Source organism: Kribbella caucasensis, from assembly GCF_004361855.1.
In the GTDB taxonomy this organism is placed as follows: domain Bacteria; phylum Actinomycetota; class Actinomycetes; order Propionibacteriales; family Kribbellaceae; genus Kribbella; species Kribbella caucasensis.
This window is the reverse complement of record NZ_SNWQ01000038.1, coordinates 25,451-45,967: the sequence shown is the minus strand read 5'-3', so window position 1 is coordinate 45,967 and position 20,517 is coordinate 25,451. Positions and strand designations below refer to the sequence as shown.

At 68.2% G+C, this 20,517-nt stretch carries 22 protein-coding genes; 14 read left to right on the top strand and 8 right to left on the bottom strand.

The window, feature by feature from the left end:
- Positions 1-124: 124 nt before the first annotated feature.
- The 3 genes from EV643_RS41175 (at position 125) to EV643_RS41165 (ending at position 3,028) form a co-directional block, all read left to right on the top strand.
- Entirely contained in the window at positions 125-958 is an 834-nt protein-coding gene (locus EV643_RS41175; protein ID WP_133805668.1) for an NADP-dependent oxidoreductase, read from the top strand.
- 61 nt (positions 959-1,019) lie between these two features.
- Entirely contained in the window at positions 1,020-1,922 is a 903-nt protein-coding gene (locus EV643_RS41170) for a sugar phosphate isomerase/epimerase family protein (RefSeq protein WP_166665772.1), read from the top strand.
- Positions 1,922-3,028 carry a Gfo/Idh/MocA family protein gene (locus tag EV643_RS41165; protein ID WP_202870016.1) on the top strand — a complete coding sequence of 369 codons (1,107 nt, stop codon included), beginning with the start codon at positions 1,922-1,924 and terminating at the stop codon, positions 3,026-3,028. Before EV643_RS41170 ends, EV643_RS41165 begins: the two co-directional genes overlap by 1 nt.
- Before the next feature lie 143 nt (positions 3,029-3,171).
- Here the strand turns inward: EV643_RS41165 and EV643_RS41160 are convergent, their stop codons facing one another.
- The 5 genes from EV643_RS41160 to EV643_RS41140 all read right to left on the bottom strand — a co-directional run bounded on the left by EV643_RS41160 (position 3,172) and on the right by EV643_RS41140 (position 8,158).
- Entirely contained in the window at positions 3,172-4,389 is a 1,218-nt protein-coding gene (locus EV643_RS41160; RefSeq protein WP_133805666.1) for a GNAT family N-acetyltransferase, read from the bottom strand.
- Positions 4,390-4,439: 50 nt separating this feature from the next.
- Positions 4,440-4,706 (bottom strand): helix-turn-helix transcriptional regulator, encoded by a 267-nt coding sequence (locus EV643_RS41155; RefSeq protein WP_166665771.1) that lies wholly within the window; start codon positions 4,704-4,706, stop codon positions 4,440-4,442.
- Positions 4,707-6,125: 1,419 nt separating this feature from the next.
- Complete coding sequence (locus tag EV643_RS41150) at positions 6,126-6,443, bottom strand: CopD family protein (protein WP_133805664.1); 318 nt, start codon at positions 6,441-6,443, stop codon at positions 6,126-6,128.
- Between the two features lie 604 nt (positions 6,444-7,047).
- Positions 7,048-7,344, bottom strand: coding sequence for a hypothetical protein (locus EV643_RS41145; protein ID WP_133805663.1), 297 nt, complete (start codon positions 7,342-7,344; stop codon positions 7,048-7,050).
- Positions 7,345-7,798: 454 nt separating this feature from the next.
- Complete coding sequence (locus tag EV643_RS41140; RefSeq protein WP_133805662.1) at positions 7,799-8,158, bottom strand: peroxidase family protein; 360 nt, start codon at positions 8,156-8,158, stop codon at positions 7,799-7,801.
- A gap of 39 nt (positions 8,159-8,197) precedes the next feature.
- Between EV643_RS41140 and EV643_RS41135 the strand changes: the two genes are divergently transcribed.
- Positions 8,198-8,713: a DoxX family protein gene (locus EV643_RS41135; RefSeq protein ID WP_238166159.1), complete on the top strand. Its 516-nt coding sequence runs from the start codon at positions 8,198-8,200 to the stop codon at positions 8,711-8,713.
- On the opposite strand, the gene EV643_RS41130 is transcribed toward EV643_RS41135, so the two are convergent.
- Both EV643_RS41130 and EV643_RS41125 read right to left on the bottom strand, forming a co-directional pair.
- Positions 8,714-9,565 carry a cytochrome c biogenesis CcdA family protein gene (locus EV643_RS41130; protein ID WP_133805661.1) on the bottom strand — a complete coding sequence of 284 codons (852 nt, stop codon included), beginning with the start codon at positions 9,563-9,565 and terminating at the stop codon, positions 8,714-8,716.
- Between the two features lie 5 nt (positions 9,566-9,570).
- Complete coding sequence (locus EV643_RS41125; protein ID WP_202870015.1) at positions 9,571-10,113, bottom strand: redoxin domain-containing protein; 543 nt, start codon at positions 10,111-10,113, stop codon at positions 9,571-9,573.
- Between the two features lie 84 nt (positions 10,114-10,197).
- Between EV643_RS41125 and EV643_RS41120 the strand changes: the two genes are divergently transcribed.
- From EV643_RS41120 to EV643_RS41095, 6 genes are all read left to right on the top strand, one after another.
- Positions 10,198-11,391: a DUF3179 domain-containing protein gene (locus EV643_RS41120; RefSeq protein WP_238166158.1), complete on the top strand. Its 1,194-nt coding sequence runs from the start codon at positions 10,198-10,200 to the stop codon at positions 11,389-11,391.
- A gap of 95 nt (positions 11,392-11,486) precedes the next feature.
- Entirely contained in the window at positions 11,487-12,509 is a 1,023-nt protein-coding gene (gene nrtS, locus EV643_RS41115; RefSeq protein WP_133805659.1) for a nitrate/nitrite transporter NrtS, read from the top strand.
- A gap of 158 nt (positions 12,510-12,667) precedes the next feature.
- A complete protein-coding gene (locus EV643_RS41110; protein ID WP_133805658.1) occupies positions 12,668-13,672 on the top strand; it encodes a hypothetical protein in 1,005 nt (334 codons plus the stop codon).
- 2 nt (positions 13,673-13,674) lie between these two features.
- Positions 13,675-14,106, top strand: coding sequence for a cupredoxin domain-containing protein (locus EV643_RS41105; RefSeq protein WP_133805657.1), 432 nt, complete (start codon positions 13,675-13,677; stop codon positions 14,104-14,106).
- 32 nt (positions 14,107-14,138) lie between these two features.
- The gene (locus EV643_RS41100; RefSeq protein ID WP_133805656.1) at positions 14,139-14,825 is read left to right on the top strand and encodes a response regulator transcription factor; all 687 of its coding nucleotides are present in this window, start codon (positions 14,139-14,141) and stop codon (positions 14,823-14,825) included.
- A complete protein-coding gene (locus EV643_RS41095; RefSeq protein ID WP_133805655.1) occupies positions 14,822-16,201 on the top strand; it encodes a HAMP domain-containing sensor histidine kinase in 1,380 nt (459 codons plus the stop codon). Before EV643_RS41100 ends, EV643_RS41095 begins: the two co-directional genes overlap by 4 nt.
- On the opposite strand, the gene EV643_RS41090 is transcribed toward EV643_RS41095, so the two are convergent.
- Positions 16,140-16,748, bottom strand: a complete 609-nt coding sequence (locus EV643_RS41090; RefSeq protein WP_133805654.1) for an ankyrin repeat domain-containing protein — start codon at positions 16,746-16,748, stop codon at positions 16,140-16,142. The two genes, EV643_RS41095 and EV643_RS41090, sit on opposite strands and share 62 nt — an antisense overlap.
- Before the next feature lie 204 nt (positions 16,749-16,952).
- Between EV643_RS41090 and EV643_RS41085 the strand changes: the two genes are divergently transcribed.
- From EV643_RS41085 to EV643_RS41070, 4 genes are all read left to right on the top strand, one after another.
- Positions 16,953-17,273, top strand: a complete 321-nt coding sequence (locus EV643_RS41085) for a DUF427 domain-containing protein (protein ID WP_133805653.1) — start codon at positions 16,953-16,955, stop codon at positions 17,271-17,273.
- Complete coding sequence (locus tag EV643_RS41080) at positions 17,270-18,889, top strand: radical SAM protein (RefSeq protein ID WP_133805652.1); 1,620 nt, start codon at positions 17,270-17,272, stop codon at positions 18,887-18,889. The genes EV643_RS41085 and EV643_RS41080 overlap by 4 nt, the downstream gene beginning before the upstream one ends.
- On the top strand, positions 18,886-19,677 hold the full coding sequence (locus EV643_RS41075; protein WP_133805651.1) for a class I SAM-dependent methyltransferase: 792 nt from the start codon (positions 18,886-18,888) through the stop codon (positions 19,675-19,677). Before EV643_RS41080 ends, EV643_RS41075 begins: the two co-directional genes overlap by 4 nt.
- Positions 19,678-20,147: 470 nt before the next feature.
- The gene (locus EV643_RS41070) at positions 20,148-20,474 is read left to right on the top strand and encodes a hypothetical protein (RefSeq protein WP_133805650.1); all 327 of its coding nucleotides are present in this window, start codon (positions 20,148-20,150) and stop codon (positions 20,472-20,474) included.
- The last annotated feature ends 43 nt before the right edge of the window (positions 20,475-20,517 follow it).

Here is a 20,517-nt window from a genome sequence, read left to right as displayed (position 1 = left end):
GAGGTGACACCCAACACCGACCTCAAGGCGCTCAGCGCCTAACCAACCAACGGATCACGCGACACGACCGCTACACCACGCGAATGGACTTGACCCTGACGGCCAGCGCTTCCTCGACATCCCGATGCCCGAACCAGGGCGCGGTGAGGTGCTCGTCGAGGTGCGTGCAGCCGGTGTGAACCCGGTGGATTGGAAGGTTCGCGAAGGCATGCACCGGGCCTTCCTTCCGCTCGAATTGCCCGCAGTTCTCGGTCGCGAAGTCGCCGGGCTGGTCGTGCGGTCCGGACCTGGGTTCGAGCCGGGCGACCGGATCTGCGGCCCCACGATCGGTGGCTGCGGCGGCTACGCCGAGTTCGCGGTGCTCCCGGCCGAACGCGCGGCCCGGATGCCCGCCGGTCTGTCGTTCACGGACGCCGCCGTGCTTCCGATCGCGGCAGGTACGGCGTACGACGCGCTCGAAGCGTTGAGCCTCAGACCGGGCGAGAGCCTGCTGATCCTCGGGGTCGGCGGCGGCGTGGGGACCGTTGCCGCACAACTGGCGGTGATGCGCGGGATCGACGTGGCCGGGACAGCCAGCGCGGCGAAGCGGGTTTACGTCGAGTCACTCGGAGTCGTTGCCTATGACCATGACCAGCATCCGGAGCGGGCGGACGTCGTACTCGATCTGGTCGGTGGGGACGCTTTGCACAAGGTGGCCGGCGCGTTGACCGACAGCACCCGGATCCTCACCGTGGCGGACCCGGACGTCGCTGCGCAGTACGGAGCAAGTCCGTTGAAGCGCAGCGGCGATCCGGGTGTGCTCGCCGTACTGACCGAGTTGGTCGCGAACGGCAAGCTCGATCCGGGCGTGCGGAACGTGTTCCCCTTCGCCGAAGCAGGTGATGCGCTCGCGCTGGTGGAAGCCGGCCACGTGGCCGGAAAAGTGGTGATCGGTCTGCCTACCGGACCACGACGCTGACTTCGCCGGCCGATTCGTCCATACCATGCGGCGACGGCCTCACCCCGACGGAAGGACGACCATGACCGCACTGCCCGGCTCGCGTCTCGCGCTCAACCCGATCCAGTGGATGGCCACCGACGACGGCTGGCTCGACCCGTCCAAGGCACCCGAGACGCCGGAGCTGCTGTCGCTGGTGAAGAAGGCCGGCTTCGACGGCGTGATGGCCGAGGTCCCGGCCGGCTGGCCGGTCCAGCAGTATGCCGAACTCGTCGCCGACACCGGTCTGGAACTCGCCCCCGGGTACGCCGTGTGCCGGTCCGACGGCCGTGATGGCAAGGAGGCCGAGGTGGTCGAGAACGCCGCCCGGATCGCCCGGCAGCACGCCGAGCTCGGACTAGACGTGGTCGGCCTGGGCCTGGGCATGGGCGCGGCGGAGGCGCGGCTCGCGCACCCCGCACAGGGAACTGATCCGGCGGCTGAGCGGCTCGGCGCGATCACCGACCTGGTCGGCAGGATCGCCGCGGCGATGGTCGCCGAGGGCGTCCGGCCGGCCCTGCACCCACACGTCGGCACCTGGGTCGAGACCGACAGCGAGGGCCGCGCCGTCCTCGAGGCGGTGCCGGCCGACCAGCTCGGCTTCCTGCCCGACACCGGTCACCTCGCCTGGGCCGGCGTCGACGTCCACGCCCTGATCAGCGACTACGCCGACCGGGTGCCCTTCGTCCATGTGAAGGACTGCCGTCTCAGCGTGGCCCAGGAGGGTCGTGCCGGGGACTGGGACTACAAGAAGATCGTCCGGGCCGGTCTGTGGGCCGAGCCAGGCCGCGGCGAGCTGCCGCTGGTCGAGATCCTCAGTGCCCTGGGCAACGACTTCGGCGGCTGGCTGATGGTCGAGGTGGACAAGCCCGACATCGAGGACCCGTACGAGAGCGCGGTCGCGTCGGTGACCTGGATGCGGGCCACGTTCGGAGGCGGTCGGTAGTGGCGGAGCACCGCATCGGAATCCTTGGCAGCGGCAACATCTTCGGTCGCTACGTCACCGGGCTGAGCCGCTACCCCTCGCTGAAGATCGCCCGGGTCGGAGACATCGACACGGCCCGGGCCAAGGAGGCCGCGACCGAGTTCGACATCCCAGCCTGGGGTGACGACGAGGACCTGTACGCCGACGACTCGATCGACATCGTCGTCAACCTCACCCCGCCGGTACATCACGCCGCCACAATCACGACCGCTCTGCGGGCCGGCAAGCACGTGTACGTCGAGAAGCCGTTGGCGACCAGGGTCGACGACGCTCGCGCCGTACTGGAGGTGGCTGCGGAGACCGGGAAGATCCTCGGCTCGGCGCCGGACACCTTCCTCGGCAGCGCGAGCCAGACCGCGCGGAAGGCGCTCGATGACGGCCTTATCGGCGAGCCGATCGGCGCGTCCTTCTTCATCGGCCACAGCAAGGCCGAGAAGTGGCATCCGGACCCGCGGTTCCTGTTCCAGGCCGGCGGCGGGCCGGTACTGGACATGGGCCCGTACTCACTCGCGATCCTGGTCAACCTCCTCGGCCCGGTCGCTTCGGTGACCGCCTCGAGCCGGATCGGGGCAGCCGTCCGTACCGTGACGTCCCCGAACCGCGCGGTCGACACGATCGACGTCGACGTACCCACCCATGCGGCCGCAATCTTCACCTTCGCCTCCGGTGCGATCGCCTCCGCCCAGCTGAGCTTCGACGTGTGGGACAGCGACCTGCCGCACATCGAGGTCTACGGCACCAAGGGCACCCTCTCGCTGGCGAACCCGAACCACTTCGACGGCGACGTCCGGGTCAAGCGCCACACCGACGACGAGTGGATCGTCCTACCGCCCGCCACCGAACTCTTCGGCGCCGTCGGCACTCGCGAACAAACCCGCCGCGGTCTCGGGGTGCACGACCTGGCCACCGCGATCGAAGGCGGCCCACACCGAGCCAACGCCACCTTCGCCTTCCACGTGCTCGAATCCCTCACCGCCGTACAAACCTCATCCGACAACAGCACCCCCGTACACCTCACCACCACCTGCGACCGCCCGGCACCGCTATGGTCGTCGGCCACCGCTTGACCGACCGCCAACTCCACCGACAATCAAACGTCGAACTGGAGCCGTGTGGTTAGGGCGCGTGTCCCCCCTCGGACACTGAAACAAGTGTTTCATCTTGAGAAGGCGGCACAGGCTATGCTTTCGCCGCCGGTGCACCGGCATACTCAGAAGATCTCGATGCTGACCGGGTGCGCTGGCCAGCCGAAGGCCGCGGTGGCGGTGGCCAGGGCGCCTGGGGTGTGCTCGGTGATCCGGTCGGTCGCGGCGAACTCGGCGAGCGGCCGGCCGCCGAGGTACGCGGCGCCGAGCTCGGTCACGGCCAGGCTCAGGTCGGCCGGGTCCAGGGTCCGTTCGCACCGCGCCTCCGCCACCGGACCGGCAGCCGTCAGCCTGTACCGGCCCGCGTTGGCCGGGATCAGGTCATCGGCGACCTCGAACACCAGGTCGACGGGAACGGCGTACCGCCGCTGATCAAGGGCCCGAACGACGTCCGTCACCCGGAGCCACAGCGACTCGGTCACTCGCCGGTTCAGTGCGGTCGGGGTGGTGACGAGCTGCTGCAACGGCTCATCGATCGCGGCGTACCCGAACTCGAGCTTCGCGGCCAGATCCAGCGTCAGCAGGTGCTGCCACAGGGCCCGGTACGCGGACGGCTCGATCGCGACCAGCTCCTCCAGTGACACCTCGTTGGCGGGTCCGCTCGACTCCCAGCTCAGCTTTCCCCGCCACAGCGCGTACCCGTCAATCGCACCGGTGTCGTCACGGTGCACCAGGATCCGGCGGGCCGTCTTTCCGCCACGATCGTCCGGCTTGTCCAGCAGATGCTTCTGCCAGCCGAGCTCGGACCGGCCGGAGATGCCAGGCCGACGCTCCTGCAGACTTCTCAGCAGCGGCGCGAGGTGCTTCCCGGCGTCCTCCGCTGGCAGCTCACCCAGCTCACCCGGACGGAGCCTCACGGCGGGCGGTCCGACCCGGCGCAGATCGATCTCGTACGACGTTCCCCAGGCGGCCGCGCCGTACCCGAACCGTCCGTAGATGCCGGGTTCGCTGGCCCAGAGCACCGCGATCGCCTCCGGCACCTCACGCAACTGGCGGCTGATCAGCTCCGACATGACACCGCGCCGGCGATGCGTCGCCCGGACACCGACAGCCGTCACATGCGCGGCCGGCACCACTGCACCCGGCACGGACAGATCACGGGTCAGTGCCCTGGTGGTACCGATGATCTCGTCGCCGTCGACGGCGACCAGCGCCCGCTCCGGCTCGAACATCCGCCGACCCAGGTCGTCCGCCTGCATCTCGAACATCATGGCCCCGCGGAACAGGGCCAGAAACTCTTCGTAGTCCTCAGCCACCGCCGCACGAACGTCGAATCCCGTCATCTCCGCATCTTGACACGCCCCACCCACAACGGCCGACGCCTTTTCGGGGATCAGCGGACGCTGGTCCGGTACGCGGTCGGTGTGGTGGCGGTCAGCTGGCGGAAGACTCGGGCGAAGTGCGGGCTGGAGCTGAAGCCGAGGGTGTGGGCGATGGCGGTGATGGCCAGGTCGATGGAGTCCAGGAGTTGGTGGGCGCGGTCGATGCGGCGTCCGTTGAGGTAGCGGGGTGGGGATTGGCCGAGGTGGTTGGCGAACAGTTCGGCCAGGTACGACGGGCGAGGCCGACCGAGTCGGCCGCGCGACGGTGCATCCGCCACACGTCGTCGATCCGAAGAACGGGTTTCCCTGGGCCCCCTTCCAATCCGCTGTGCCGTTGGTGACGTCGTCAACTCCGAATCGAGCCGCCCACCTTCGGTCGATCAGTTCGCGCGAACGGGCTCGTAGGTGAGAATCGCGAGACCGCTCTGGGTGGCGGGTCGTATCCGCCAGCCAGAGGTTGGTTCTTGGCGTGCCGGCGTGGACAACTCCTTGCCGGAGGCAAGGAGTAAGAGGTGAAGCAGAGGTGATAGCGGTCTACGAGGCCGTGCTCCATCCGTGTTTGGGCGAGCCCCGAGCTGCCTGGGACGAAGATATCTCCGCTGGCCCGGCCGGCCTGCTCCGAACGGTCAGCGTGGTCGCCGGACGTTTTGTGCCGACACTCAACGACGTGAGCGCGATGGCCGAATGGGTTCGTGACCGGTCAGTACGTCGTCGACGCCACTCGCCAAACGAGGCCTTCAGAACGGCGCCCACGGCCGAGAACGCCGCTGAACGCTTCGCCACCAGCCTCGGACACGCAAGTCGGGACCATCAAGCTCGGTGATTGCGAGGTAAGGGTTCGAAGTCGTCCACCAGATCGAGCGCAGGCCGAATGGCCCCCGGACAGGATCACGCCCCCCGCCGGGTCACCGCGACGCGAGGAGATACACCCAATGTCAATGATTGCCCATAGCAACGAAACATGCATGAGTAACGCTTGTTGACCCCTTTAACGCCGCCTGACGCCAACTCCGATGCCGCCTTCTCTCATCGGGACTGCGCGCGACTTGGGCTTGGTCCAGCGGATCCTTGGGCCCCAGTGGGCGGCGGCCGCGGTGGCTGAAAACGCCCGCGTTTACGCGCAGCTCGCAGAGGCCGTGGGCGAAGACTCAATCGAGCGCTTAAGGTGCGTGTCGCTCCAGGGCCGTTGATGCTGGGTCAATGTTGGCGAGCTTACATCACCGGCTTGATCTGGAGCACCCTGAGCAGGCTGATCGTGGAGTCCGAGGAAGGGCGTGATCGACCTGAACACCCCCAGCGACGCCCTGACCGCCGGCGCCTTCGCCACGGACACGCCATCGCCATCATCGCCGGGCCATTCGCATGGGTCCGCACGACCGAGAGCGCGCTGCGCCCGTTGACAATGGCGGGCGTCGCGCTGAACCTCGTCAGCGACGTCGACAACCCCCGGGTGAAGAGCGCGTTCGGCTCCGCCAGGTACCTGTTGACGCCGACTGTGCCCGGGGTCAAGATGGAATTGGCCTGCGAGGCGGGCGAGGGAGCCGTAAGGCTGAGAGGCCTGACGATCTTAGGACCATTGGGCGACCCCCAGATACCTGATCCGGACAATGCCGGCGAAGGGAAAACGTCTCGCAGGTCCTTGCTGTCCATGCGTCCGCTCAAAGATCCGAGCATCCCGTGTGATCCCTGGCTGAGGTTCACCCGGAGATCTTCACGAGACCTGCGGTGAGCACGAGGGCAACGGCACCGAACGCGAACTCCGCGCCAACGAAGAGTCCGATCACCTGCGTGGGTGGGGTAAGGGACCGCAGCCGGCGCACGTACACGTGGCTTCCCGCGGCGGCGCCGAGCATGCCGGCGACAGCGGTCAGCTTGGCGAGAAGTGCGGCGCCGTAGGCGGACGTCAGCAGAGGGGCGAGGCCGCCCGCATGGATCAGCGCATGCGCAGTGCCGGTGACCGCGAGCGTCCCGACGCAGGCCATCGACAGCCAGGAGAAGCTGCCGACGGGTGGCATGGAGAACGGCCGGGTCGCGTCTCGGTATCAGGGCCGCCGCGAGCGCCGCCAGGCCGCCGACCCATCCGGCGGCGGCGATGACGTGCAGCTCGGTCAGCGCGATGGCCGGCACCGGTACCTCGCCAGGGCGGGCGGCGACGATGGTGAGGGCCAGCGAGAAGACGACCACGGCGCCGACCGTGGGGCCAGTGGCCGACTGCCGCGCGTACGAGGCCAGCCACGCCGCCGCCACCGCACAGATCACGATCCGTGCAATCAGTGGCGCCGCCGGTCGCTCCAGAAGGTGCACGGCCGATTCCGGTCCGGCCCCGGCGAGTATCGCGACCAGGCCCGCCGGCGCGGACACGGCCACCAGCAGAAGTCCGAGCCACGCCAGTCTGGTCAGACTGCGGTCACCCCGCCCGGACGGCCAAACCAGCCACCAGAACGCCAGCGTGCCGACAAACAAGGTCACCCCGGCGTACCCGGTCACGCGCGCCGCATCGGTCAACAGGACGACCGAGCCGGGGCGGGCAGACCCTGGCCGGGCGGCCGCCACCGTCGCGATCGTCGCGCCCATGATCCCGGCCAAGCACAGCCACCGCAGCCTCATCCATCTGCTTTCTCAGAGGGTGCAGTCGGTCGTGATGGTCGCCTTGTCGTACTCGTCCACCTGGGCGGCGCCGGCGCGCCAGTTCTGTAGCCATAGATGCAGGGCGTGCGTGGGGACGAGCTGTCCGGCACGCAGCATCTCCATGTGGCGGATGTGGGTTTCCCAGGTCGCGATCGCGGCGCTGGCGTTGTCCAGTTCCTTGTTCGCCGCCGCCTCGGCGTCGTGGCAGTCCACCAGCGCCCGTACGTCGTCGCCGTCGGTCTCAGGTGGCGCCTGACACCGTGAGGGCGAGCTCGTGTACTGCCGCACAGCCGCCCGGAAGGCGGTGGCGTTGGCGGTGGCGCCGATTCGGGACTGCTGCGAGAACTGCTTGGCCTGGTCAAGAGTGAGCTTGCCTGCGGTGAGCTTGTTCTAGCGTCGATGTGCACCCGCCACTGGGCCAATGAGCGTTTCACAGCCGAGCGCGACGCAACCTGCAGCTGCCAGGCCTTACGGCAGTCGGCAACAGCGGCCGCGCTAGCGGTGCGTTGTTCGGTTTGGCTCGTACCGCTCGAGCCCGCGCCACCAGGCTTCGTCGCCCTGGTCGCCGTGCCGTCACCATCGTCGGACCCGAACGCGACCAGGCCGGCTACGGCGGCGACCAACGCGACGGCGAGCGCGACTCCGAGCAGCCTGCGGCGCCGGGCGCGCTGCCGCTGGCCGAGCCGCTCCAGTCGGCTGCCGGGCACCGAGTTCGGGTCCCCGCCGTACGGTTCGCGCATGGTCACTGTCCACGGCTGGCCGGATCGACACCCGCGACGGTGAGCAGGTCAACCATCCGGAACTCGCCCGTGCCCGCCGCACTCGGAAGGGTGGGACGCCAGTCCGGCGCGACTGCGACGTACGACGTGGGATCGTTCTGCAGCAGACCAATCAGGACCTCGGCGACGATCCGGCCGCCGACCGGGCCCATGCGCAGACCGTCCTCCTCGACCTCGGCTTCCTTCAGCACGTAGTACCACAGCGGCGTACTGCGCTCGAGGCCGAGCGAGTAAGAACGCAGCTCGGACAGGTCGGCCGACGACAGCACAGGTGCACCGAGCTGCTTCGCGATCGCCTGGCCGGACGGCAGCGACCAGGTCACCTGGCGCAGCAGGTTCCGGCCGGCAGCGAGGTCGGGCCGTTGCCGAAGGCACGGATCGCTGCGCCCGGCAGCGTCATCAGCGGTGTCGAGATTTGGGTGTCGATCCGCTTGTTCGGCTTGACCTGGCCGTCGCCGACGTCGAAGAAGGTCGTACTGATCGGCCGGATCCTCTTCGCTGCGCTCTTCGTCGTTTCCGCATTCGGACATTTCGGGCAGACCAGCGCTATGACCGGCTACGCGAAGAGCAAAGGTGTGCCGGCCGCCCGACTCGCCGTGCTGTCGGGCGGTGTGCTCCTTGCTCTCGGCGCGGTCTCGTTACTGCTCGGGATCTGGCCGGATCTGGGCGCGCTTCTGCTGGTCGTGTTCCTGATCCCGACCGCGCTGCTGATGCACGGCTTCTGGCGGGAATCGGATGCGCAGGCCAAGCAGACCGAACAGGTGCAATTCTTCAAGGACACCGCGCTGGCCGGCGCCTCGCTGATGCTGTTCGCGCTGTTCGCCCACCTCGGCGACGATCTTGGCCTGGTCATCATCGGCCCACTCTTCGACCTGTAGTCACGGTTGGCTGCGGCGTCCTCGGGCCCAGGCGAGCCCCGCGATGACCAGGACCAGTGCGAGCAGCGTGGCGATCCCGGGCAGGCCCAGGCGGTCGATGGTGTTCGCGAGGTAGTGCTGGATGGCGGATGCGGTGTCGATGACTGGGTCGTCGGTGGTCGAGTCGCCTCGGAGGGTCCGGATCTCCCACCAGCCGTAGTACGCGACGTAGCCACCGGAGGCGATCAGCAGCAGGCCTGCGATTTTGGGTACGGCGGCGCCTGCCCGGCGTAGCCGTCCGATCAACGAGGTCCTGGCCAGTGCGACCGCAACGGCGGCGGTCGCGACGACGAGTCCCATCCCAGCCGCGTACACGAGGAACAAGGTGGCACCGGCCCAGATCGAGTCGGCTCGGAAGCTGGACACGACGAGGGCCAGGAACGGCGCGATGGTACAACCGAGCGACGCGACGGCGTAGGACGCGCCGAACACGATCGTAGACCGCCAGGAACGGGTCAGAGTGGCGTGACCACGTCGGTGCAGGGCGAGTGTCGGGAGTGGCCGGCCGGCGAGTAGCCGGACTCCAAGGCTGGCGAGCAGGATGCCAAGCCCGACGGTGAACCACGGCAGGTACCGCTGAACCGATGAGGCGACCGGTGCGACAGCGAGCCCGAACACCCCGAACACCGCCACGAATCCGAGCGTCATACCGGCGGTGAGCACCAGAGCGCGCGCCACGGCGACACTCCGGTTCGGTGGCTGATCCCCGACCACCAGCAGGGAAAGATAGGCCGGAAGCAGAGCGAATCCGCAGGGATTGACCGCGGCGAGCATGCCCGCGCCGAGGGCAACCGCGACCAGACCCTCGGACATCCGGCTCAGCCCACGAGCTGGTCGACGCGGCGGTCCAGCTCGTCGTTGTCCAGGTAGCCCTGGAACTGGACCCGGCCGGCCGCGTCGAGTACGACGTACGAACTCTGGACGATCACACCGAACCGCGTCCAGACATCGCCCCGCGCATCATCCAACTGCGGAAAGCTACTGAGGCCAGCGCCGTAGTCGCGGATCGCGGCACTCTCGTCCAGACCGCCGACTCCGACGACGTTGACCTTGCCGACGTACTTCTCCGCCAGCGCACTCACCCAACCCGCCTGAGCCCGGCAGGTCGGGCACCACGGCGACCAGAACCACAGCACCGTCGGTTTGCCGACGAGCTGCTTGCCCTCGAATGCCGCCCCGGTGACAGTTCGCGCTGTGAAGGTCAGGTCGGCCAAGGTCTGACCAGCGGTCACCGCCGGTGCCGGTGTCGTCCCGGTCGATGGCGTACCACCGCAGCCACTGACCACAACGGCCGCGACGATAAGGCCCGATGCCGTTGCGGTTCGCCGGATCACCTTCGGACGCTGCCTGGTGGTCTTCACGACACCCATCGTGCCGTGGCCGACGACGACAGAACAGTGAGCGCGATCACCGAACAACCGTCGCTCAGGAGCGATGCTGGGGACATGCGCGGACGGATCGTCAGGCTCCTGGCCGTGACGCTACTTGCCGTCACGGCGTGCTCGTCGCCATCGGACACGACGGACCGGCAGAGCGACCCCCCTCCAGAGGAGATCGAGCACGTCGAGCTACCTCAGGTCGCTGCCGGCCCGCGGGAGGACGGCCCGTCCGCGCTGGACAACATGCGTGATCAGCGACTGCCGAGACCGCTGCTCGACCCCTGGAAGATCCTCTCCGGCGGACCGCCACCGGACGGGATCCCGCCCATCGACGAGCCGCGATTCAGCCGCGCCAACACGGTCGGCTGGCTGACCGACACCGAGCCGCTGCTGTCGCTGACGGTCGGCGATGAGACCCGCGGGTACCCGCTACAGATCATGCCCTGGCACGAAATCGTCAACGACACCGTCGACGGGGTGCCGGTCGCGGTCACGTACTGCCCGCTGTGCAACTCCGGAGTGGCGTTCGATCGGCGCGCCACCGGGCGGGTGCTGTCGTTCGGTACGTCGGGACGCCTGTACGCCGACAACCTCGTCATGTACGACCGGCAAACCGAATCGCTCTGGCCCCAGCTCACCGGGCAGGCCGCGCTCGGCGTACTCACCGGCACGACGCTGCGGGCGATCCCGATGGGGACTGTGGCGTGGCGCGACTTCCGCGCCGTGCACTCTGAGGCATGGGTTCTGACCCGCGACACCGGCCACAGGCGGCCCTACGGACGCAACCCCTACGCCGGGTATGACAACCCCTCCGGAGGACTTCTATTCGAGCTGCCCAGCACCGACGCGCGGCTACCGGTGAAGGAACGCGTCGTCGGTGTCAGCCGCGGGCACGACGCGGTGGCCGTGGTGCGGTCGGCTATCGCCCGGACCGGCGTCCTCGAAGTGACCGTCGAGGGGAAACATCTGATCATGTGGCACCGGCCAGGTCAGGCCTCCGCCCTCGACGACGAACGCATCGTGCGCGGCCGTGACGTCGGCACCGTCGCTGTCTTCGACCCTGTCGTGAAAGGCCGCCGACTACATTTCATTGCTGTTGGCAACGGCTTCCGTGACCGTGAGACCGATTCGCAGTGGACTGTTCTCGGGCAGGCAACCACCGGTCTGCTGAAGGGACAGCGGCTCGTACCACACCAACACCTGGACACCTTCTGGTTCGCGTGGGTGGCGTTCCATCCCGAGACCCGGGTGATCGGGTGACCGCCCGAACAGCGGTCGAGGCGTGCCGACACACCGGCGGCCAGATCTGTCCCCGGTGCTCCTGGGTACGACCACGCGACGCTGTACTGCTGGTTGTGCGCGGCCGCACAGCGGCTAAAGCTCTGCCGGTAGCGGCGGTGGTCGGCACCGTGCTGTCGCTGGTCAACCAGGGGTCGGTGATCGCGAGCGGCGCCACTACACCCGGCACCTGGGTTCGGGTTGCGGTGAACTACCTGGTGCCGTTCCTCGTCGCCAGCATCGGGTACCTCTCGGGACGTCGCGTGCGGGCACCCGCCATCGATTGGCCGCGCTACCTCGCCGACTATCACCGGGACCGGCCCGCCATCACCGAGCGACTGCTGACGCGCGCGGTGTCCGGAAGGCACGCAGCGCCGTACCCCTGGACGGTGGAGCCGCTGCGCGATACGCCCGGACCGATCCTTGACCTCGCGTGCGGATCCGCGCCTACACGAGCGCTGCTGGGCGGGGCGCAATGGTTCGGGATCGACGCGTCGGCAAGTGAGCTGGCTGTCGCCGCAGCAGTAGGCCGCGAGCCATTGGCGCGAGCGCGGGCGGACGCGCTGCCGCTGGCCGACGGGTCAGTTGATGCGGTGTGTGCTGCGATGTGCCTGCAGGTACTCATCCCGCTTGATGCCGTTCTCGTCGAGGTACGGCGAGTCCTTCGACCGGGAGGAACGGTGACGGCACTGGTGCCGTCCCGGCTGATCCCGTCCGAATTGTGGCGGCATCCGTCCGGAGTGATCGGCTGGGTCCGGGTACTGAGGGCGCTGGGCATCCGCTCCGAGCCGTGGCCCAATCCACAGGCCCGCGACGGCCTGGCCGAGCTGCTGCAGGCACACGGTTTCACAGTCGACTCCAACCAGCGTCGTCTGTTCCGCCTCGCGGTCGCCGACCCGACCGACGCCGCACTGATGATCGACGGGTTGTACCTGCCCGGCGCGGACAGCGAGTCCGTCGCTCGAGCCAAACGCGCACTGTCCTCGTGGGCCGGTCCAGGGCGCTGGCTGCCGCTTCCACTACGCCGGGTCGTCGCCCACCTTCCCCACAGCTTCACAGGAACCGGAGGAACCGTTGCAACGCATCGTCAAGATCGGTGACCAACTTCCACCCGTCAGCCTGTACGACGCCAACGCCGAGCAATGACCGGCGGTTGTGCTCCTTCATCGAGTCTTTAGGAAGGCAACAGGGCTATCGACGGGCACCGACCCTAGCGTCGCAGGCGAGACCCAGTTGCGCCGCCACGGAGGAGCTCGCCATGTCGCCCACCCGAACCCGGATCATTGCCATCAGCGCGTCGGCGTTGCTCCTCCTGTCAGCCTGTGGCGGGACTGATGAGGAAGGTGCCCCAGCGGGGACACAAAGCCCGTCACCGACAGCCACCCCGTCGCCCGCCGAGCCGAAGGGGGCTCCGCTGTCCAAGGCAGACATCGCGACGTTGGCGTCCGCTTTCGCGGACCAGCCGCTGACCGGTGGCCAGACCGCGCCGCGGCAGTACCGCTGGGTGAACGACCAAGTCGCTGTGTTCCTTCAGTTCGACGACCGGGACCCTGCCAAGGCGAGCACGCTGCGGTACGTCGGCATCAGCGTCAAGGGTGTGTTCTGCGCCGAGAACCAGCCCGGCGGCGCCAACGGCGGGTTCCCGCACTTCCACCGGTTGAACGCGGCCGAGTACGCCCAGGGGCACGCGGGGCCGGCCGGCACGCCCGGGTATTGGCTCAGCTGGGTGGCCGTGGACACATTCACCCAGCGGGACGGACGCCAGGTCAAACCGGGGGTGGACTACGAGTTCTCACCGACCCCCGCTCCCCCGAAGTGCGGCGCTAAGCTGCCCAAGGCCGACTTCACCGCGCCAGGGGCGAAAACCCTGTCCAAGCAGGACATCGCAACGTTGGCCGGCTTCTTCACGGACAACCCACTGACCGGCGGACAGACCGCGCCACGCCTGTACCGCTGGGTGAATGAGGACGTCTCAGTCTTCATCCAGCTCGACAAATCGGACCCGGCGGAGGCTACCGCGCTCCGGTACGTCGGAATCAGCGTGCGCGGAGAGTTCTGCAAGACGAAACAGCCGTCGGCCGACTTCCCGCACTTCCACCGCACGCACGCCGCGGAATACGCCAAAGGCCACGGCCAGGCACCAGGCGACCGCGGCTACTGGTTGTTGTGGATGGCAACGGACACCTTCGAGCAACGGGACGGGCGTCAGGTCATCCCCGGGGTGGACCGCGAATTCTCGCCGACACCGCCGCCGGATTGTTGAGCATGGCAACAGCTCGAGCCGCGGGAGCGCTGCTGGCCCTGGCGATTGCGTTGGGCGCTGTCGGCTGCGCGGAGGATCGGCCGGCTGCCCCCGCCACCTCGGCCCCGCCGGCTTCGGCACCGGCCGGCGAGCAGGTCGAGGTCCGGTTGAGCTGCTCGACCGGCGATCCCGATGCCCCGTGCGCGTTCAAGCCCACCGAGGTGACCATCCACGTCGGTGACACGGTGCGCTGGGTGAACGACGACGCGACGTACCACACCATCACCTCGACCGAGCGGGCCGACGTACGACGGCCGAGCGGCCGGTTCGACGGAGTGGTGGATGAGCGGGAGGAGGCGTTCACGGTCACGTTTACCGAGTCCGGCGAATTCGCGTACTACTGTCAACCGCACGCTGAGTTCATGGCCGGCGTGGTCCGCGTAGTCCCGGAGTAGCGTGATCTACAGACAGCGACGGGAGGACAACGGTGAACTCGGCAAGGGCTCAGGTGCCACAGCTACTGGTCGTGGACGATGACCGGAAACTGGTGCCGTTGCTGGAGCGAGGCCTGCGCTACGAGGGCTTCGGCGTAGTCTGCGCCTACTCTGGTGCCGAAGCGCTCGCGGCCACCAAGCACACCTTGCCCGACCTCGTGCTCCTCGACGTCGGCATGCCCGACCTGGACGGCTTTGGCGTCCTCCAGGAGCTGCGCCGCCACACCGACGTACCGGTGGTCATGCTCACCGCCAAAGACGAAGTATCCGACAAAGTCGGCGCCCTGGGTCTCGGCGCCGACGACTATGTGGCCAAGCCGTTCGATTTCGACGAGCTGGTCGCACGCATCCGCGCGGTGCTGCGCCGCCGGGGCGCGGACGCATTGGACCGATTCAGCTACGACGACCTGACCTGCGACCTCGGCACCCGCGAGGTTGTCCGCGGCGGCAGGCGAATCGATCTCACGGTCACGGAGTTCGATCTCCTCAGCTACCTGCTGCGGAACCCGAGACGGTTCCACAGCCGCGAAGGCTTGCTCCGAGCCGTTTGGGGGTACGACGTACCCGTCGATAGCAACGTGGTCGACGTCCACATCGGCCACCTCCGCCGCAAGCTCGGCGACCCGCCCCTCATCCAGACCATGCGCGGTGTCGGTTACGCACTGCGGAGCGAGCCGTGATCCGCTGGCGGCCATCGCTCCGGACCCGGCTCGCCATCACCTTCACCCTGCTCGTCGGTGTGATCCTCGTCCTGGTCGGGGTGGCGACCAATCAATTACTCCGGCAAAACCTGCTCGCCGAGATCGAACGCGACGTCGCGCACCGGGCGGCCGCCTTCCGCGCCACGCCGCCGACGCCGCCGTACGAGCTCGACACCTTCGGCGCACCTGACGTGTTCCTTCAGGTCGTCGGCCCTGACGGCGCCGCGATCGCCAGATCGGCCAGCCTCGGCGAGCGGGTGCTGCCGATCCCGGACGCCGCCGGCCGGGGCGAGGTCGTCGAAGCCCGGGTCGGCGGCCGCCCGCTGTTCCTCACCGCGGCACCACTCGACGCCGGCCGTCAGATCGTCGTCGCACGGTCACCGATGACGACGTACGGCGCTTTGAGGACACTCCGCAACCTGCTCACGGGCGTCATCACAGCCGCGGTGGCGCTCACCGCGCTGACCAGCTGGCTCTACGCCCGCGGAGCACTCCGTCCGATCGGCCAGGTCGTCACAGCTGCCCGGTCGGTGCGCGACAGCCGCGACCTCAGCCGCCGGGTCCCACCGCACAGCGCGGGAGACGAGGTCGGACGGCTGGTCGAAACGTTCAACGAGATGCTCGCCGAACTGGAGATCGCCTACCAGTCCCTGGACGACTCCAACCAGCGGCTGCGGCAATTCCTCGCCGACTGCTCACACGAACTGCGAGCGCCGCTCGCCCGGATCCGCAGCACGGTCGACGTACTGACCAGACTCGACGAACCCAACACCGACGACGCGGCCTTCCGGTCCAGGGCCCTGGCCGACGTCGCCGCGGACACCGACCGGATGGCACGGATGGTCCGGCAACTCCTGATCCTCGCCCGCGCCGACGCCGGCGCGACGATCGAACGGAGACCGGTACGCCTGGCCGATGTCATCGACGCCGCCTACCGGCAGGCGGGCCGGATGGCCAACGGAGTAACGCTTCGACCACCGGACGCCGACGGTCTCGCCGATGCGATCGTCCTCGGCGACGCCGACCACCTCGAGCAGGCCGTCCTGATCCTCCTCGACAACGCCTTCAAGTACACCCCGCCACCCGGCCAGGTACTCGTTCGTGCGCGGTGCGAGGACAGCCAGGCGCGGATCGACATCACCGACACCGGCCTCGGCGTACCGCCCGAGGACCGGAACAAGATCTTCGACCGCTTCTACCGCGGTCGAAACGCCGGCGCAGCGACCGGCACAGGACTCGGGCTCGCCATCGCCGCCTGGATCGCCACCCAGCACGGCGGAACCATCGAACTGCTCAACACCCCCGGCGACGGCTCCACCTTCTCCCTCCGCCTCCCGCTGACCGAGGCTGGTTAACCCGGCCAGCCGACGCGTCAAGCGGTCGATGCCGCAGACGAGACCTGCAGCGCCCGGACACGGTCGTGTCAGGCTGTAGCCAACCGGTGATGTCTCCGGCAGCCGCAGCCTGGCTGATGTGATCGATGCGTGCTCCGGCCGCAACCAGGACGTCGACAACCTCGGTCGTGCCGAACACCGCAGCATGGCGCAGTGCTGTGCCACCAGGTACGCCGCCGGCAGTGGCCGAGGCGGTGGCGTCGAGGTCGGCGCCGGCCTCGATGAGCGCGCGGGCGACCTCGACGTCGCCGTAACTTGCCGCGGTGATCAGCGGTGTCTCCGAGTCGTCGGCGCTGCCGTTGACGCAGGCTCCAGCCCGGAGCAGCATCCGGGCGATCGTGCCGGTACCGGGGCAGTCCCGCCAGACGCGCCGAGCTGTGTCGTAACGAAGCATCGCAACATAGCTGAGCGGTGCTGGGCCCAGCGGGTGGTCGCACCAGTTCTTCATCTGCTCGGTGGCCAGCTCGGGGTGTTCGGTGAGCAAGGCGGCGAGTCGGTCGACGTTCACGATCGCTGAGGATCTGCCGCCGCTTCAGAGTCCCCTCCACGATCGGCAACTGCTTCCATGAGGAGCGGCCTCCGAGAGGACTGCTGGTACATCCTGCGAGGCCGGCGGCTGTTCAGTGACCGCGGTCACCGACCGTGGCGCGGGTTTGCGCCTAGCGTCGGACGCGTCAGAGTGGTGGTTCCTCCCTGGAAGGGATCGGTTGCGATGTCTGTGCGTGCTGTCTGGAACGGCGTGGTGGTGGCCGAGAGTGATGACACTGTCGTGGTTGAGGGCAACCACTACTTCCCGCCCGATTCGCTGCGACGCGAGCACTTCACCGAAAGCTCCGCCAAGACACTCAGCCCCTGGAAGGGCGTCGCGTCGTACTACTCGATCACCGTCAACGGCGTGACAAATCCCGACGCCGCCTGGTGCTACCGGCACCCGTGGCCGCTTGCCCGCAAGGTCAAGAACCGGGTCGCGTTCTGGAACGGCCTGCAGGTGCTCGTCCACGACCCCGACGACCACGGACGGGATGGCCGATGACCGATTCGCTGGAGAGAGTGACCGAGCCCGCGCCGGCACAGCAGAAGCAGGATCGGGATGAGGTGTTCGTCGAGTTCACCCGGTCGATCTGTCCGGTGTGCAAGGTGGTGATTGATGCCCAGGTGAACATTCGCGATGACAAGGTCTATCTGCGCAAGCGGTGCCGTGAGCATGGCGAGTTCGAGGCGCTGGTGTACGGCGACGCCCAGATGTACATGGACTCGGCGCGATTCAACAAGCCGGGCACGATCCCGTTGACCTTCCAAACCGAGGTGAAGGACGGTTGTCCGAGCGACTGCGGGCTGTGCCCGGAGCACAAGCAGCACGCCTGCCTGGGGATCATCGAGGTGAACACCGGCTGCAACCTGGACTGCCCGATCTGCTTCGCCGACTCCGGCCACCAACCCGACGGCTACTCGATCACCCTCGACCAGTGCGCGCGGATGCTGGACGTGTTCGTGGCCAGCGAGGGTGAGGCCGAGGTGGTGATGTTCTCCGGCGGCGAACCGACCATCCACAAGCAGATCCTCGACTTCATCGACCTGGCCCAGGAGCGGCCGATCAAGTCGGTCAACCTGAACACCAACGGGATCCGGCTCGCCTCCGACAAGCGGTTCGTCGCCGAACTCGGCCGCCGCAACCAGCCGGCGGGAGCGGTGAACATCTATCTGCAGTTCGACGGGCTCGACGAACACACCCACCGCGAGATCCGCGGCCGGGATCTGCGGGCCGTGAAGCAGCGAGCGCTGGACAACTGTGCCGAGGCGGGACTGACCGTGACGCTGGTCGCGGCGATCGAACGCGGACTCAACGAGCACGAGATCGGCCCCATCATCGAGCACGGCCTCACGCATCCCGCCGTACGGTCGATCGCCTTCCAGCCCGTCACCCACTCCGGCCGGCACACAGCATTCGACCCGCTGACCCGGCTCACCAACTCCGACGTCCTGCACCTGATCGCCGACCAACTGCCCGAATGGTTCCGCACCGACGACTTCTTCCCGGTGCCGTGCTGCTTTCCCACCTGCCGATCCATCACCTACCTCATCACCGACGGCGTCCCAGGGGACCCAGACTTCGGGCTGGTGCCGATCCCGCGATTGGTGAACGTCGAGGACTACCTCGACTACGTCTCGAACCGCGTGCTACCCGACGATGGCGTACGCGAGGCACTGGAGAAGCTGTGGAGCGCGTCGGCGTTCATCGGCACCGACACCTCCAACAACCGCCTCCGCCAGGTCGCCGAGGCGCTGGATTGCGCCGACGCCTGCGGGGTGAACCTGCCCGAGGCGGTGAAGGAGGTCAGTGACAAGGCGTTCATGATCGTCGTCCAGGACTTCCAGGACCCCTACACCCTTAACGTGCGGCAACTGATGAAGTGCTGCGTGGAGGAGATCACCCCCGACGGCAGGCTGATCCCGTTCTGCGCGTACAACTCCGTCGGCTACCGCGAACAGGTCCGCGCCGACATGTCCGGCGTACCGGTCGCCGGCGTCGTCCCCAACGCCGTACCGCTGCAGCCGATCCTCACCGACTCGCCGTACGGATCCAAGATTGCCCAGAGCAACGGCCTTGGACCCGACGACCCCTCGAACGACCCTCGGAGATTGCGATGACGAATCCCGGCGAGGTGAAGGCGTGCTGCGCAACGGCGTACTCCTCGGACCTGGTCGCGCTGCTGCTCGGCGACTCCTACCACCCCGGCGGCCTAACCCTCACCCGACGGCTCACCGCCGCGATGGCACTGAGCGGCGGACAATCGGTGCTCGACGTCGCGTCCGGGCGCGGCACCTCGGCGCTCACGATCGCCCACCAGTACGACGTCACGGTGACCGGCGTCGACCTGTCACCGGCAAACGTTGCACTGAGCAACGGAGCGGCCCAGGCAGGTGGGTTGTCCGACCGCGTTGGCTTCCAGCTCGGGGACGCCGAGAAGCTCCCAGTGCCGGACGAGTCCGTCGACGCCGTACTGTGCGAATGTGCGCTCTGCACCTTTCCCGGCAAACCGGCGGCCGCGCGCGAGTTCGCCCGCGTACTGCGACCGGGCGGCCGGGTCGGCATCACCGACGTCACCGCCGACCGTGACCTGCTACCTCCCGAACTCACCACGCTCGCCGCCTGGATCGCCTGCGTCGCCGACGCCCGCCCCGCCACCGAGTACGCCGACATCCTCGCCGACGCCGGCCTCCGCGTGACCCAGATCGAACACCACGACGCCACCATCGGCCGGATGATCGACCAGATCGAAGCCCGCCTGCAGTTCCTGCGCCTGACCTCCCGACCGAAGCTCGAGGCGTACGGCGTCGACCTCGACCGCACCGAACCAGTGCTAGGCGCAGCAAGAGCCGCAGTAGCCGACGGTATCCTCGGCTACGCGCTGTTGGTCGCCGACAAGCCCGCGTAGCGCTCAGCCTGCGCACGCTGACTCCGGCACGGGACGCAGACTCGATGCCTTGACGTGACGCACCCGCCGCGCGACCTTTGATGGAAGGGCTCGCGGGGAGGGCGACGAGCATCTGGGGAGCCAGGCCGATCTCTGTTCCGGCGATCTGGCAGCGGCACGACCAGCACGCGGGCCATCCAATGATCGCGCCGCATCAGGGCGGGCGGGAGGGGGTTCGTCATGAGGCGAGCGCCTATTGCCGCAATGCTTCCACTCGCGTTCGTCGCATCCACGCTGGGTGCGACCGGAGTGGCATCGGCGGGAACGTCGAAGGCAGCCTACAGCTGGCACGTCGCCGATGCCTTGCTGGAAGAGGCGGCGGGGTCGCCACCCGTAGCGATCGCCGCGGCATCGAACGGTGACACGGTTGAGCTCGACGGTGCCGGGGTGCTGAACGCCGCCGACAAGACCGCGAGCGGGGGCGGCCAGTCGTGCACAAGCGCGCCGACGCCAGCGTCTTCGCGCAGGGCACCTTCACTGCCCGCAGCCTGACGAGCTTCCAGTTCTACGGCTGCAGCGACCAGATCGTCCCTGGCGCGACCCTCTGCGGCGGGCTGGCCAAGCTGGAGGTCACCCTGACCCCGGCAGGCACCTCTCTGCAGCTCCCGGCGACTCTGTGGATCGACTGCCTGATCGGCGACAAGATCCCGTCCGGCGGCGACCCTGCCCGGCACGAGGGAATCCGGCTGAACGTGAACGACTTGATCAACTTCAACAAGACCGTGCCCAGCGGGTTCACCGTCTTCATCCCTGAGTGACGGAGGAGCGGGCCGCCGCGCAGCTTGCGCCATCTTGCCGGTG